Genomic DNA, 14,909 nt, shown 5'->3' with positions numbered 1-14,909 from the left:
GAGGGGTCTATACCATGAGCTGTTCGATTACCTGTGCCGAACCGCCCCCGGTATACACAATCTGGATGGTTTTCGCGGGATTCGTGGAGTTGTACCCGGTATACTGGAGTGTCTGCCCGATTGACCAGGTTGCCGGATCTCCGAATGCCGCCGTTTTGTCCTGTCCGTCGACAAGGATTTTAAAGTCCCCCCGGGTCAGCGTGTTTCCCCCGTCATGGCGGAGCGAGAGGGAATTTGCGGTTTTAATTACTTCGGCGGTCATGGCCGGGACGTTCTGGGGGTGCGGCTGGGAGATGACCGCGACCATCAGAACCCCCATGCCGGCAACAACCACGATTATCAGGAACACAGAACCAAGTGTGCCGGATACGCCGCTTTCACGTGCCTGCTCCGTCACTGAAGAGATCCCCCGACACCGTGGATGGAAGGCATGTACGTGGCAGTCGATGCGATGACGTTGATATCATAGGCCCCGTCAGGATTTGCATCAGGGCCATTTATGATAATAAAACTTCCTGTAGATGAGGTCCCTACCTGCGTGTTGGGAATTCCTGCGGCCATTGCGGTATAATTAAAATACGTCTGCCACATCTCTTGCGCCTTAACGTCCGTGGTAGTGACATCAATCCGAATCCATTTCGTGTTGCCGGTACCCTGCGCAACCAATGCAAAGGGGAGCGGCGTAATGGAATTTAGCGTTGTCTTAACCTGGACGGGACTATTGCCGCCCACTATTCCTGATGAACTGTTGTCGAGAGCGAGCGCGTTGATATTTACGATGACAAGATTATGGGTGGGATCGTTCGAGAACGAGATCTCCGGGGGAAGTTTCCATGTGATATTCCCATCACTTTGTTCAAGGAAGATCCCGCCCATCTGGTAGTAATAATTCTGGGGAATCCAGTAATTGTTTTTCGCCCGGTATTCCAGAGAGCCCAGAGGAAGTGAGGACATGTTGTAGTTTTTCTGAGTGAAACCATTTACAATCAGGCTTGACCCCAGGATCGCGGCAGTGCTGTTGGGAAGTGTGTTTTTTAAGGTGAGTGTGTCTGGAACCTGTATTATTGGCTGAATTCCATACGCAGGATCCATGATATCCACAGAGTAACTTCCCGGAGTGATCGCTCTATACACGGGAATGCTCTGGAGGGTGGACTTGCCGTTTTTGAACACGGATATGGATATATCGGACCCATTGTACAGTGTCCCGGTGACCGAATTAAGGCAATAGTACGTAATCGCGGTCCCTGATGTGGATGTACTGGTTTGTGTTCCCGGTGGACAGGCAGAGCTTTGTGTTGTTACACTATATACCTGGGAAGGCACCATTCGGGGACTGAGGTTTACCGTCGCCGTCCAACCCGTTCCATCAACCTGTAAGCCATAGTAGGTAGAGGGATTGAGAACAGACTGCTGAACATTCGAGATGTTGATATAGATGTGTTGGGGTACGGCAGTGATTGTAGTAGGCGTACTGAGAGCTAATTGTGAGGTATTATGAACATTCGGATCGACAATCAGGGAATACGAAGAGATCTCCAGTGTCTCTGGCGTGGGCGTTCGCTGATTGATTGCAATAACCCCGCTCGAACTGACCGGGCTTAATATAGGGATGATACTATTTGACCCCTGGGTGAATCCCCCGCTGGTACCCAGCGTGAACGCGTTACTCACCGATGTCCCTACTTTGTTGTTGTTAAAAAGCGAATCCAGGCTGAGTTTGTAAGAGACAAACTGGTCTTTTATATCATTCATATGGAGGATCTCGCTCTCCCGGCCCTGTGCCGGCACGCCGTACACGAGGTACAGGGAGAAAGCTGCGGTAATGATCCCGAGGATCAGCACAAATCCGATCACTTCGGAAAGTGCTCGTTCATGGCAGGTTATCGCAGGTCCTCTTTTTATCATCAGAATATCCGTTTATGACTTGGTTTATAAAGTTATTAGGGTCTGGATTATCCGGTCAAAAATACTACAGCCCGTCCATCAGAACGGGTAGTCGTCCGAACTGGCGTAATAATCCTTGAGGTTCTTGAACGTCACCGTAGTGCCTCCGCTGGTAACATAGAACCCGTCGCGGGCGATGACAACACCCTGGAAGTACGCACCCTCAAACTGCACTTTCCCTTTTGGAGCAAATAATACGCCGGTAACCCCGCTCCCTCCCAGGCCGGTCAGCGTGATATCCCCATTGCGTGCAACAATGGTCACACTGGTTGCAGTGGGTACCCATCCCGTGGAGGAATAACTGTCTGCAACTATTTTTGCATTGCTTGCCAGAGTTCCCCCGGAGGTATATCCATGGGCTGTATACCAGGTATCTGATTTAACCGAGGGCATCGGGAGGGATGGCATAGTGAATCCCGGCACAGTGGAGTTTTTGATACATTTGGACGTAATGGACGTGTAGTAGTTTGAGGGAACCGTCAGGGTTCCGGTATAATAGATATACGAATTGGTGTCGAGCGTGGGTGTCCACCCCAGCGTAACATCGCCGTTAACATACACATTTCCATGAATTTTGGTATCTTTTGCATTGAAATTACCGTTCACATATACATTACCGTAGATGTCCCGTCCCCCTGTCATTAATTCCAGATCACCATTGACACAGATGACGCCGGGACTGGTTGAAGAACCCCAGCTTGCACTCCCGCCATCCAGGTTAGCATCCCCGTCGACATAGATATTACTGACCGCCACTAAGGCACCGCCGTTAAAGTCCCCGGTGGTAATGGAAGTTCCGGTAAGGACAACCGTTGCCCCGGGGCCAATGACCTGATTCCCCTGGAAATACAACTTGCTGCCATAGACAAAGACACTCTCATTGGTGATGTATTGGGCAAAGGACAGTACCTGGACGACGTTCGTCTTTGATACGGTGCTGGATGCACCCGTGGTAACATTTGTTACGGTAAGAGAGACGGTATAGTTCCCTGCACCCGGATAGGTATACTGCGGGTTCTGGAGAGTGGAGGTGTTGCCGTCTCCGAAACTCCACGACCAGCTGGTAACCGGACCTGTTGACTGATCGGTGAACTGCACGGACAGAGGCAGATATCCGCTCGCAGGTGAAACGGTGAAATTTGCGGCAACCGGTATAATTGGAGGTGTCGTCGTTGTTGTCACCGGTGTGGTGGTTGTGGCTGTTGTAACGGCAGTAGTTGCAGTCGTTGACAGCGGTCCAAAGTCGGATGATACGAGTACCGAAGATCCACTGCCCCCGGTATATACGATCTGGACAAGACCCGGTGATGCACCTGTATAGGTATATGTCAGAGATTGCCCCATGGACCATGTGGACCACCCCGTGGATCCGCTGCTGGAAAACGCCTGGGGCACGCCGTCTACAAGTATCTGGATATCTTCATGGGAAACCGAATCCCCGCCATCGTGATAGATAGAGATGGTTTTCTGTGCAGTATCCTCCGCGATGACTGCACTGAGCGCGGGGAGGTTATGGGGGGTCGGGTGGGACATCAGCAGGACACCGACTACCGCGACACCTATCACGACGACACTGATTAAGAGGATGGAACCGATCACTTCCGATACGGCCCTATCTTTTCTGTACACGGACTGATCCCCGCTCATGACTTCACCAACTGCCTGCTGCCTTTGGTATCCCTCAGGGGAGCGGGTTCTATCGTATGCCCGTACCCCGGTTGTCTATTATCATCTATCTGTGAAGGGGGAACAGAAAAAGCATTGTATCGTATTTTCCGTGCATGGGGAGAAAACACTTTCACCCTGCCCGGACCCTCACTTTTTAGGGAGCGTCCGGCAACCGTACTAAAGAAGTACGGATGTGACAGGGATGACTGCATATCGTATCGAATCCGGTACTCCGGATGGCGATGCCCTTGGTTTTGTGGAATCGCTCTATTCCGGCTGGCTCGAAATTAAAGGAAATCACCGGATCTACCTCCATTTCATCATCTCCCGGTATAAAAACGAGGGAAATACCCAGACCCTGATCCGGCGCTGGATTGCACAAGGGTATGATGTCAGGGTTGTGATGCCTCGGCCCATCATGCAGCATATTTTGCAAAAACTGCACTTTGTCCGTGCAGAAGAGTCCCTTCCGGAATGGTATGAGGAAACCGTTGAATGCTGGAGGCAGCCTGTTGCAGAGCGGACCGCACGCATGTCCGAAGAAAAGGATCCCGCAGGGGAAAATACCGACCGCCGTATCCCTGATCCCGACGAAGAAAACGACAAGATGTAAATACTCTGCCGCCGTTTGATGTAAGATCAGGCTAGTGCAATGGCAGACAAGAGTCCGACCTGGGAAGAAGGAATCTCGCGCAACGATATATTCCGGGAGATCTTTGACCGGATTCAGACCGGCATTATGATTATCGATGCCGAGACCCATGCAATTGTGGATATAAATGATGATGCAGAACACCTCATAGGTTTATCTAAAGACCAGATTATCGGGAAGACCTGTCATGATTTTGTCTGCCTGGCCCATTGCGGGGAATGCCCGATCACCGATCAGCACAACCTCTTCCATAGCACAGAACGTGTCCTGGTTTCAGCCAGCGGCGAAAGAATCCCTGTCCTTAAGACCGTGGCGCTGGCGACCGTAAAGACCCGAACCTACCTTATCGAGAGTTTTGTCGATATCAGGGACCAGAAAAAGGCCGAGGAGCGGATGGTTGCCCTGCTCGCGTATCTCAATGAATCCGTCCTCCGCGTCCAGAAACCTCTCGAACTGACCTGCCAGAATCTGCTCTCGATTGAGCCGGAGATTGGATCCGGGGACTACAATGCTGAAGAGATCCGGATGCAGATCCAGGTGCAGGTTGCAAACCTCAATACCATGTCTGCGACATTAAAGGATCTTGCCCGGCAGGCCGCCGAGGGGCAAAAAGAGATTCCCGATGGGTTCCGCGAGTTCATTGTAGGGAAGTAAAACAATGACGAACAACGGCGGACTGGATCTCACGACCGATACGCGGCTTTATCTCCTGCTCTCAAACCCACAGGATATTAACTCCATGAACATAATGGTCGTCAAAAAAAGCCTGTCTGAAGGTTGTACCCCCCTAATCGTTTCCATCAACCGGCCCGGCCAAGTCCTCACTAAATCCTACGCAAAGGAGGGTATCTCCCGGGATCAGTATTACGTTGTCGATGCGGTCACCCATTACTCAGGTGGTACCGCGATTTCGGATCCCCATATACGGTATGTCAACCAACCGTCAGATCTGACCGGCCTGGGGATCGCTATCACAGAGCTGCTCAAGGAGATCCCGGCGCAAAAAAAATGCATCATCTTCGATTCCGTCAGCATGCTCCTGATCCATATTCCCACGGCAACTGCGTCCAAATTTCTTCATTTCGTGGTCAACAAACTCAAACTCTCGGATGTTTCGGGCATCTTTTTGTGCGTTGAAAATGGTATTGACCCTCTGATCTTCTCCCAGATGTCGGCATTCGTGGACAGGATCGTGCAATATGATGACCTGAAAAAAGAATTTACTGTTCTATCAGGGTCTTGGAAATAATATACTCGCCCCGCGCCTCGCGGGTTGTCCCGACAATCAGCCAGCGCTCCGGGCCGTGCTGTTCCACGACCCCGCAGGCCTCTATAATCTCACCGCGAAGTGCCTGCCCGCTGTAGGTATGGGTGAACGAGAGCACTTTCGTGATTTCATCGTGGTCTACCAGATAGACCGCCGGGTTATCGAACGCAAGCGAGGCATCAGTGACCGTTGCTTCGATCGTTGTTCTCCCGAGCACCTCACCTTTCCCCGAAGGTGCACCGGCAAGGGTGTCGTACGACCGGGTATACAGGATATCGAAGTAGGTCCCATCGATCTGGCCACGGTTCCATTTCCGCTGCTCGTGAATCACGAAGGCATCGTAGGAGATCTCGGGTTTTCTCTTGTCGTAGACTTTGCGCCAGAGTGCTGGGGACATCCCCTCAATCTTTCCGGATTGGATCCCTTTTTTCACAAGGTCCTGCGCGCCAAACCAGTGCCTTCCGTAGACTACCATATCGATATCCGAACTTTCGTTGGCAAGTCCGCAGAGGAGGGAGCCGGTACAACCGACCGTTCCCCGGGGCAGGGATAAAAGATCGAGCAGTTTTTTTACCCGGGGAGATGCCACAGCGATTCGCTCGATCTCCTCGTCTGGTTTGAGCACCCGGCGCACATCGCCTCGGGGGATCCGCTGGACAAGGCCGGCATAGGCCGGTTTTTCCCTGGCAATTTTTGCATAGGCCTCTTCGAAATCGTATTTCCGGTACCGCCGGCCTGCCGGGCTGACCCGCTCGCCGTTCTCTTCCGGCACATACCGAAGCACGCACCCGATTTTTTCGGTGTTGTCGTATGTCGAGACCGCGTAGAGCCAGCCGTCAGGATCTTCGATAAAATCACGGAGACGGACCGGCAGCATGATTTTCTCCATCAGACCGTATGTTTCAAAAACACTTCGATCTCTTCTGCCTTTGCCCCGCGGCGGACGATTGTCCGTGTCACGAGATCGACGACCGTGCTTGGCGTGCCCGGAAGCCTTCCCCCATCGATGAGAAGATCGTGGGGCACCGTACACTCATCCGGGGTCTGCGGGTCTTTTCCCCCGGACAGGTTTGCGCTCGTAGCCGTTATCGGGGCATCAAATTTTTCTATGACCTGCCGGGCAATCCCGTGAGCCGGGATACGGATGCCGATCGTCCGGGTCCCCCCGGTGAGAATATCAGGAATAATCTTTTTTGCCGGGACGACTACGGTAACCGGCCCGGGCAGGAACCGTTCGATGAACTCCTGCATGGATGTGTCGATGCGGGAGACTGCGGCAAGCATCTCGATATCGGAAACGGCGATCGAGATCGGTTTTGCAAGATTCCGCTTTTTTGCATCGTAGACCTTCTCGATGGCTTCGATGGAGAACGCATCGGCGCCAAGGCCGTACAGCGTATCGGTGGGGTAGATAACAAGGCCATCGTGGGAAAGGACCGTGACGGCCCGCTCGATGATATCCATTAAAATTTCCTTCCCCGGACCCGGGAGATATCGAATACTGCCTTGCTGCTCACGTGCATGACCGCAAAAACACCGGCCTGGATCGGGTCAGTGACAACAAGATCTGCATGCTCCGGGACGGTTCCTGCCATGTTGAGCGCGATGACCGGGATTCCCGCCTCCCGCACCCGGTCCACCGCCTTTGTGATATCGCCGCCCATGATCGATCCGGCAAGGACGAGAATGGACACCCGCTGGAGGCGCGAAACTGCGTCAACTGCCTGCGCAAGGGTCCGTTCCCCGACAAGGGGGATGGTATCTACCGAGATCCGTTCGCCCCGGATATTATGCCGGTCGGCTTCGTTCACTGCCCCGAGCGCCACCTGCGCCACCTGTGCCCCGCCGCCGATGATAATGACCCGCGATCCGAAGATATTGTCGAAAGGCTGGAAGGATTTTACCTCTTTAACGAGAGGCAGGGCGTCGAGATCGCGGATGAGCTGTTCGCGGTCGGCGGGGCCTGCTTCGTATTCGAGATAGACTTCCCCCATCCCGGCATACTGCCCGGTCTCAAAGATCTCTTGGTTGACCATGAGGATGTTTGCCCCATGATCTGCGAGCACGGATGCTATATCCCGCAGTACGCCCCTCGTGTTCTCCGCAATGATCCGCAGCGCACAGCGTTCAGTTTCCGTGTCCATACAACTGATGCGATAGCCGGGGATCGAACCCGGGTTAGAAGCTTGGGAAGCTCCTGTCCTGCCGCTAGACTACTATCGCGAGAATCTTTTCTGCTCTATGATATTGCCCTATTTCGGTGATAAATATAGTGCTCGGCAGGCCCCGGGTCAAAGTATGCCGGGCAGGCTTTTGCCGGGGCAAGGATATTTATAAAAACGACGGTGCCGCATATATATGTATATATCATCAGGACAGGGCAGTACCTGACGATAAACATCAGGGTGAGATCACAAAGTATCCCTGTACGGAACGAATGGAGAGTCTTTTATGAACGCTGCAAAAATCATCATCGTATCGATTCTTACGCTGCTGGTGTTCCTCACGGTCAGCCCGGTCCTGGCCGACACCAGCGCCCAGAAAACCCTGTACCAGACCAACTTTGCGACAAATCCCCGCTGGACAACGAACAACCCGTCTGTCGATTACTGGGATTCGTCAAAAGAGATGTACCATTTCAGCATCGCACCCGGGACCGGGAATTATGCCTATTCCCCAGCTATCGATTATGAGAAGGGATCGTTTACCCTCGATTACGATGTCACGCTGGAATCGGTGGATGAAGGTTCGACCTTCCGCCTGGGCTTTTCGGGAACCGAGATGGATGTTGGAAAAGGCCCGAATGTGATTACCGCGTTTAGCAATGCAAAATACGGGCAGATCATGACCCTCCGGCTCATCACCCCGAGCGCGAAGCTCATGGAAACAACCAGCGATACGTCTTCGTACGGCGGGCCGACGGTTAAATACGCTGTCAACACACCGTACCACGTTCGGGTAGCGTATGACGACGATGCTGAAATACTGACCATGACCGTAACGAACAAGCTTACCGGAACACAGCTCTGGAGTTATTTCCTCTCCACGAAAGAACCCCTGAAAAACATGAACCGGATCTATATTGGTTCTGTCGGGGATTACGGCGACGGTTCGACCAATAAGTTTGCCACCGGCTGGATCGACAATATCCAGCTTGCCACAACGACTTCGGCATCCGTGACTACGACCCCGGTTACCTCACCGCCCACGACACAGCCGACCTTTTCCCTGAAGCCGACCACAAAACCTACTACCATTATCCCGCTGACCTCCATTCCTACCCCGGCAAAAAAATCCCCGGGTTTTGGCATTGCAGCAATTGCGGGAGTGGGAATTATCGGCGCACTCATGGTTTTCCGGCAGGAACATAAGAAGCAGTAATCTTCCCTTTTTTTTATTCAGCTCTTTTTTTTTAATCTCGATCATGGTTTGCCAGGGATACCCGGCTCGTGTTCCTGCGGGTATATTCTGGTAACAATGTACGGGGATTTTTTTTGCTCTCTTTTAAAAAAAAAGTGAATGTATGGGGCACGATGTGCCGGTATGAAGCCTGGAGGACTGGGATTGTTTTTTTATGCGCGAGGTATTTTCCCTGCTTTTTTTAAGCGGGGATGTGGCTGGTAAAGATCTCCTGCACCGTTTTCGATCTTGTGCTCACCATCCAATGATGCAGATTACGGTACGGGTCAGGGTACAGGAGACCGGTTCAATCGTTCGTACGGGTGCGTGGCAATGCCGGAGGAACCGGTGGACGGGAGACTGCCCAAAAGGCAGTGCCCGTGAAGGGTTGTAGCATCTGCGGTACCTGTTGCCGGTATACCCGGTATCACGGTACCGGTATCTGCAGCGCCCGCAGGATGTGCCAGAAGGCCGATCGTAATCAGGAGCAGTGCGGTTCCCATCATGATCTTTCCGGTATCCATGCGTGCATCTCCGGTTTTTGTTCTTTTTTGTGGGTCGGTGACACGCCGCTTTGTGGGTATCACCTGATTGCTATGTTTTATGCAGGAGCACATATATTGGGCCGATGATGCAGGTTGGTATATTGAACCCCCCGGTTACATCCATTCCCGGACGGGTTGTATCCCGTACCCCTGCGGAACATGCGTGGATAGGGTTATAGTAAGACACAACGACTAAACAGTACTGAATGCCTATGGACCCGGCAGACAAGTCTCCTACGATCGTTGTTGAGGATACTGCGGAATCGTTCGACGAGCTCTCGGAATATCTGGATGTACTCTCCAGCAGCGCACGGCTCAGGATTGTCAAGTTCTTAGAGAAAAAGCCCCGCGATGCCCGGGCGATCGCAAACGAGATCGAGACGAGCTATGAAAACACCAAGAAACATCTCGACAAGCTCATGAGTATCGGGGTGATAAAAAAAGAGGCGGGACTTGGATCCCCCACCTCAAAAGGCATCCACCCGGTCTGGCAGTATTCCCTTGTGCCGGGCGGACTTGAATCCATTATCCGCAATCTCGGGTTATTCTCCAACACCCGGGTCCAGATCATCGGAGGGGAGATCTCCCGGCGGCTCGCAGAGGTCAAAAACACCCTTTCGCAGGAAGTGCTCGGGAACGTTCCTGCGGCTATTGTCCTTGGCGGTCGTGACGACGGGAAGATTTACCTTTTCAGGACCGACAGCCTCCGGGTCGGGAGGATCGATCCTGAACGGCCTGCCGATGCAACCGGGGACTCCGATGTCGAGTTGTCTGCTTCGTATACGGCCGTAACCCGGATCAGCCGGCCCCACGGAAAATTTATCCTCAAAAAAGGGGGATGGATCTATGAAGACTGCGGTAGTACCGGTGGAACGGTCCTCAATAACGCACGGGTGGAAAAGAATGTGCCGACACCCGTCCACGACGGCGATCTTCTGGAACTTGCAAAAGGGGCCGGGAGCGCCCGGCTGCTGCTGATCATTCCCCCGGGCCACTGAAGAACTCCTCTTTTGGTAAGGGGGAGTATAACCCGTTCCATTATACAGATATAAATAGGATAATGCCCCGTGATCCTGAATACCGGAACCTGCCCCATGATTACCCGTTGTTTTTTTGGCCGCCCGTTTCAGCTGTTCTGTTGTACCCTGCTGCTGTTGCTCTTTCTTGCCGGGGCTCCTGTACAGGGGGCAGAATATACGGTCGCCCCATCGGGAGCGAGTTTTACCAGTATCCAGGATGCGGTAAGCTGGGCGTCCCCGCTCGATACGGTCACGGTCTGGAGCGGCACCTACCCTGAGACGGTAAAGATTACCAAAAAAATTACCCTTGTCGGTGTCGATACCGGTGCCGGAGTACCGGTGATCGATCCGGGTAGCAGGGGAGCTGCGATCGAGATCGCCGCAGACGGTTGTACCGTTCGGGGTTTTTCTGTCAGGAACAGCGAGGCCGGTGGGATCCGTATTGCATCGAACGGGAATACGGTTGCGGAAAATACCCTCGTGGGAAATGCCATCGGTGTCGAGCTCGTATCGGCCGCAAACAACCAGGTTTTGGGGAATTCAATCTCCGACAGCCGCCAGGCCGGGATATCGCTGAAAAATGCGCAGGGAAACGTGATCACAAAAAACCGGGTGATGAAGAATGCGGTCGGGATCTCCGTCGATGAACGCTCCGGGGGAAATACCATTGTCCTCAATACCTTTTCCAATACGGAGAACGTGATATCCAAGGGGTCCGGGGCCATCTGGGATACGGTATCGGGCCAGTCCTATGTCTACCTGGGAAAGACATCGGTAAGCCGGATGGGGAATTACTGGAGCGACTACCATGGCGCCGATCAGAATTCTGACGGGATCGGCGATACGCAGTATACGGTCGGCCAGGGGATGACGCATGGTGCGGGCGGGGCAAAGAACGAAGCGGATGCCTTCCCGCTCATGGATCCGGCCGAATATTATACGCAGGTCACTCCTTCCTCTGTAATTCCCTCCGTAACAACCCCGGCTCCTGCCCGGACCGTGACAATACTCTCCCAGCATGGTACTCCCCCTGTGACTGCCTCCCCTGCCCAGACAGCCGGCCCGGTGGCCGCTGCGCCCGAACAGGGTGAAAACCGTGTCTGGTATGCTTTTGCCATCCTTGCGGTCCTCGCGGTTATCGGAGTCGTGGCTTTCCTGGTTTTATCGTCACCGAATAAACGCCGGCCCCGGTTTTCCCTTAAAAAACCCCCGACAGAGAAGAGCGTTGAACGCCCCGTTGACCTGAAAAAAGACACCGGGCCTGCCGCAGAGCCGGTAATGCCCGTCATTCCGCGGGAAAACGAGGCCGAACAGACCGTCCTTGTCCCGGAGACCGAAAGCCTCCCTGCCGAAGAGAACAGTTCCCCTTCGGCAGCATCCAAGGCCTATTTCCCCCCCGAACTGGAGGGAAAATACATGGATATCCGGCATATCGGGCGCGGCGGCGTGGCGAATGTCTTTGCCGCCCACCGCAAATCGGACAACCGCCTGGTTGCCGTCAAGCTCCCCATCAGTTTCGATGAGGTGACCGGAAAATGTTTCTTAAACGAGATCGCTGCGTGGCAGACGCTCCGTCACCCCAATATCGTAGAAGTGCTCGAGGTAAACATCCTCCCCATCCCCTATGTCGAGATGGAATATGTACCGGGGTCGCTTGAGGAAGTGACAAAACCCCTCCCGGTCTGGAAAGCAGTACATATCGTTCACGGGATTGCCGACGGTCTTACCTACGCCCATGCCCACGGGATCATCCACCGGGACATCAAGCCCCACAATATCCTCATGACCGGGGAATTTGTCCCCAAGATCACCGACTGGGGGATGAGCAAGGTCATCGCAACCACCATGGCGAAGTCAAGCGTTGCCGGGTTTTCCCTCTCCTATGCGGCCCCCGAGCAGGTCTCGCCTGCGGAATTCGGGAGGACGGATGTGCGGACGGACATCTACCAACTGGGGGCACTCTTTTACGAACTGGTGACCGGGTCGATACCGTTCGGCGGCGAAAGTATTGTCGAGGTGGGGAATGCCATCGTGCGGGAAGAACCGATCCCGCCCACCGAGTACAATCCCGAGGCTGAGGCGGTCGAGAAGATTATCCTCAAATGCCTTGCAAAGAACCCCGCAGACCGGTACCAGACCGCAGACGAGTTACTGGATGCATTGTCCCGGTATCTTGACGAGGACGATTAACCGGGGATGGAATAATGACTGACGAAACCATATCCTGGGAACCGGCGCAATGCAGGCACTGCGAGGGGGCAGGCTGCACCTATTGCAACAAAACCGGTACGGTTCTTGTACGGGCGCCAAAGAAGTACTGCCCGGCCTGTGGCGGCGATGGCTGTATCTACTGCGGTTTTACCGGGTGGGAACGGCCAAAGGGAAAGTACGACTGATCCCTTCACCGGAACGAGCCTTCGGTTTTGTGGGGCAGCACGCACTCCTCGAAACGCCTGAGGAAGTAGCGGTCGGTCATCCCGGCGATATAGTCCCGGACAAGGCCGGCCGGTGCGGTCGATGTTACATACTCCCGGTTGACCCACGGCGATTCGATAAACTCGGGGAATATCCGGGAGGTACGGCGATCAGCTTCGATATCGTCGAGGTACCGGCAAAAGAGCGTCCGGTACATCCCCTGGATCTTTTCCCGTTCGGCGGTAAGTTTCGGGTTATTATAGATCTGCTTTCGGGAAAATGCCCGGAGTGCTACGAGCGCCCGTTCGACATCCCGGCTGTATGAGATATATGCCTTGTTTTCGGAATCCGAATGATCGATAAGATTGTGGATGAGGGTGTCGACGATGACACGGTTGTCCGACCCGAGGATCTCCCGGCATTCTTCCGGGATCTCGTCAGGACCGGCGATCAGGCCGACCTCTTCTGCATCCTGGAGATCGCGGCCGATATAGGCGATGGTATCGGCAAATTTCACCACGCAGCCTTCGAGCGTCATCGGCGGATCCATACGGCATTTTGCGGCATATCCGGCAACTTTTTGGTCGAAGGCTGCCCAGTCCGGACAGGGAACCGGGGAGATCCTGACATCGTCGCTCTCGCCGTTATGGCAGAGGATCCCGTCCAGAACCTGCATGGTCAGGTCCTGGTCCTCGATCCGGTCCAGAAACCGGATGCTCTGGACATTGTGGGTAAACTTCCCGATCCCGTGCTCTTCGCATAAGGTGGAGAGGCAGCTCTCCCCAAAATGGCCGTACGGGATATGGCCGATATCGTGGCCAAGCGCTATCGCCTCGATGAGGTCTTCGTTGAGCCGGAGCGAGCGCCCGATGGTGCGGGCGATCTTCGAGACCAGCTGGACATGGATCACCCGGTGGGTAATGTGATCGTTTTCCACCAGGTAAAATACCTGGGTCTTGTCGATATAGCGGGAGTAGGCCCGGGTATGGATGATGCGGTCCGCGTCCCGGGAAAAGGGTGTACGGATATCTTCCGGCTTCCGGTTTTTCCTGCGCACTGCCCGGGTGCTCCGGGTTGCATGGGGGGAGAAGAGTGCCTCGCGCTCCTCTGTATACCGGTGTATCCGATCTTCGCGTGGCAAGTGAGTACCTGCGGGGTTCCTGACCGTATCCATATCTCACCTCTTTAGTACGAGCACGATGGCTTTAATGCTGCCGCGATACCGGAGGGCCGGGGAAAAAACCAGCCGCCGGCACGATCATTGCCGGGAACCCGACCGGTGCAATGCCCCTCGCAAAACCGTGGTATGCCAGCGTGTATCGGGAAAGAATCAGCGGGTACAGATCGCGACGGTCTCGCCGTACTGGATCATGTGGCCATCCATTGCCGCCACCAGGCTGTGCTTGTCGGATCCCGGGGGAAGATCGAGCAGGATATCGAGAACGTAAACCCTGAACTGGTAACGATGCGTCTCTCCGGGAGGCGGTTGCGGGCCGGTGTACCCGGTGATCCCATAGTCCGTGATGCCCTGGACTGCGGATATCGGCAGGGTGACCCTGCCATCCTTCGGGATACCCTCCGGGATCACCGGCGCCGGAGGCAGGTTCCAGATGATCCACGGGGTAAACGAACAGCAGGACTTGATAAACGGGTTAAACACCATGATCGCAACAGACACGGCACCGGCCTCCAGATCCTTTAAGGTGATCCGGGGCGAGCGGTTGCCCCCGTCAGCGGTATAATCCAGGGGAAATTCCAGGAAACCTAAGGAGACTACGAGCGGTTTCATCGGATGGATCTGGGTTTTTGCGGATAAAAATACCTGCCTCCTTGCGGTTGTGTATACGAGGCCGGGCCGGAGAACGGCCAATTCTTCCAGACATGACCTTTCGACCCGGGGAACCAGTCCCCCGGTCATCGTGTGCCGCCATCTCCACATCTTTATTGTCTCGCAGGAAAAACCTACTAAGACCCAAAGATTACCGCACAATCGGGTA

Annotated in this window: 16 protein-coding genes and 1 tRNA gene; 7 read left to right on the top strand and 10 right to left on the bottom strand. The window is 54.2% G+C overall.

Annotated features, from left to right (window positions below; all coding sequences use genetic code 11):
• Window positions 1-7: 7 nt before the first annotated feature.
• The 3 genes from BP758_RS05835 to BP758_RS05825 all read right to left on the bottom strand — a co-directional run bounded on the left by BP758_RS05835 (window position 8) and on the right by BP758_RS05825 (window position 3,576).
• Window positions 8-397, bottom strand: coding sequence for a type IV pilin (locus tag BP758_RS05835; RefSeq protein WP_292369615.1), 390 nt, complete (start codon window positions 395-397; stop codon window positions 8-10).
• On the bottom strand, window positions 394-1,908 hold the full coding sequence (locus BP758_RS05830; RefSeq protein WP_292369613.1) for a hypothetical protein: 1,515 nt from the start codon (window positions 1,906-1,908) through the stop codon (window positions 394-396). Before BP758_RS05830 ends, BP758_RS05835 begins: the two co-directional genes overlap by 4 nt.
• Before the next feature lie 78 nt (window positions 1,909-1,986).
• Window positions 1,987-3,576, bottom strand: a complete 1,590-nt coding sequence (locus tag BP758_RS05825) for a PKD domain-containing protein (protein WP_292369612.1) — start codon at window positions 3,574-3,576, stop codon at window positions 1,987-1,989.
• Between the two features lie 241 nt (window positions 3,577-3,817).
• Here BP758_RS05825 and BP758_RS05820 point away from each other — a divergent pair, with 241 nt between their 5' ends.
• Genes BP758_RS05820 through BP758_RS05810 form a run of 3 tightly spaced genes read left to right on the top strand, consistent with a single transcriptional unit; the run spans window position 3,818 to window position 5,516 of the window.
• A complete protein-coding gene (locus BP758_RS05820; protein WP_292369610.1) occupies window positions 3,818-4,228 on the top strand; it encodes a hypothetical protein in 411 nt (136 codons plus the stop codon).
• Window positions 4,229-4,267: 39 nt separating this feature from the next.
• On the top strand, window positions 4,268-4,921 hold the full coding sequence (locus BP758_RS05815; protein WP_292369608.1) for a PAS domain S-box protein: 654 nt from the start codon (window positions 4,268-4,270) through the stop codon (window positions 4,919-4,921).
• Window positions 4,922-4,925: 4 nt separating this feature from the next.
• Window positions 4,926-5,516: a DUF7504 family protein gene (locus BP758_RS05810; protein WP_292369607.1), complete on the top strand. Its 591-nt coding sequence runs from the start codon at window positions 4,926-4,928 to the stop codon at window positions 5,514-5,516.
• On the opposite strand, the gene BP758_RS05805 is transcribed toward BP758_RS05810, so the two are convergent.
• From BP758_RS05805 to BP758_RS05790, 4 genes are all read right to left on the bottom strand, one after another.
• A complete protein-coding gene (locus tag BP758_RS05805) occupies window positions 5,488-6,411 on the bottom strand; it encodes a nucleotidyltransferase domain-containing protein (protein WP_292369605.1) in 924 nt (307 codons plus the stop codon). The two genes, BP758_RS05810 and BP758_RS05805, sit on opposite strands and share 29 nt — an antisense overlap.
• An 11-nt stretch (window positions 6,412-6,422) precedes the next feature.
• Window positions 6,423-6,998 (bottom strand): L-threonylcarbamoyladenylate synthase, encoded by a 576-nt coding sequence (locus BP758_RS05800; protein ID WP_292369602.1) that lies wholly within the window; start codon window positions 6,996-6,998, stop codon window positions 6,423-6,425.
• A complete protein-coding gene (locus tag BP758_RS05795; protein WP_292369601.1) occupies window positions 6,998-7,678 on the bottom strand; it encodes a DUF5612 domain-containing protein in 681 nt (226 codons plus the stop codon). Before BP758_RS05795 ends, BP758_RS05800 begins: the two co-directional genes overlap by 1 nt.
• 8 nt (window positions 7,679-7,686) lie before the next feature.
• Window positions 7,687-7,757 (bottom strand) — tRNA-Gly (locus BP758_RS05790).
• Window positions 7,758-7,985: 228 nt separating this feature from the next.
• On the opposite strand from BP758_RS05790, the gene BP758_RS05785 reads away from it, so the two are divergent.
• Window positions 7,986-8,915: a hypothetical protein gene (locus tag BP758_RS05785; RefSeq protein WP_292369599.1), complete on the top strand. Its 930-nt coding sequence runs from the start codon at window positions 7,986-7,988 to the stop codon at window positions 8,913-8,915.
• Window positions 8,916-9,220: 305 nt separating this feature from the next.
• On the opposite strand, the gene BP758_RS05780 is transcribed toward BP758_RS05785, so the two are convergent.
• On the bottom strand, window positions 9,221-9,457 hold the full coding sequence (locus BP758_RS05780; protein WP_292369597.1) for a hypothetical protein: 237 nt from the start codon (window positions 9,455-9,457) through the stop codon (window positions 9,221-9,223).
• A gap of 233 nt (window positions 9,458-9,690) precedes the next feature.
• On the opposite strand from BP758_RS05780, the gene BP758_RS05775 reads away from it, so the two are divergent.
• The 3 genes from BP758_RS05775 (at window position 9,691) to BP758_RS05765 (ending at window position 12,893) form a co-directional block, all read left to right on the top strand.
• Window positions 9,691-10,476 carry an FHA domain-containing protein gene (locus BP758_RS05775; protein WP_292369595.1) on the top strand — a complete coding sequence of 262 codons (786 nt, stop codon included), beginning with the start codon at window positions 9,691-9,693 and terminating at the stop codon, window positions 10,474-10,476.
• Window positions 10,477-10,572: 96 nt separating this feature from the next.
• Entirely contained in the window at window positions 10,573-12,687 is a 2,115-nt protein-coding gene (locus BP758_RS05770) for a protein kinase domain-containing protein (RefSeq protein ID WP_292369593.1), read from the top strand.
• A 14-nt stretch (window positions 12,688-12,701) separates the two neighbouring features.
• Entirely contained in the window at window positions 12,702-12,893 is a 192-nt protein-coding gene (locus tag BP758_RS05765) for a hypothetical protein (RefSeq protein WP_292369591.1), read from the top strand.
• 5 nt (window positions 12,894-12,898) lie between these two features.
• Here BP758_RS05765 and BP758_RS05760 read toward each other — a convergent pair whose 3' ends face one another.
• Both BP758_RS05760 and BP758_RS05755 read right to left on the bottom strand, forming a co-directional pair.
• Window positions 12,899-14,053 (bottom strand): deoxyguanosinetriphosphate triphosphohydrolase family protein, encoded by a 1,155-nt coding sequence (locus BP758_RS05760; RefSeq protein WP_292369590.1) that lies wholly within the window; start codon window positions 14,051-14,053, stop codon window positions 12,899-12,901.
• A gap of 189 nt (window positions 14,054-14,242) precedes the next feature.
• The gene (locus BP758_RS05755; RefSeq protein WP_292369588.1) at window positions 14,243-14,701 is read right to left on the bottom strand and encodes a YbhB/YbcL family Raf kinase inhibitor-like protein; all 459 of its coding nucleotides are present in this window, start codon (window positions 14,699-14,701) and stop codon (window positions 14,243-14,245) included.
• Window positions 14,702-14,909: the final 208 nt, after the last annotated feature.

The organism is Methanoregula sp. UBA64 (genome assembly GCF_002502735.1).
Classification (GTDB): Archaea; Halobacteriota; Methanomicrobia; order Methanomicrobiales; family Methanospirillaceae; genus Methanoregula.
The sequence above is the reverse complement of the archived record's forward strand: the minus strand, read 5'-3'. Positions and strand labels throughout refer to the sequence as shown.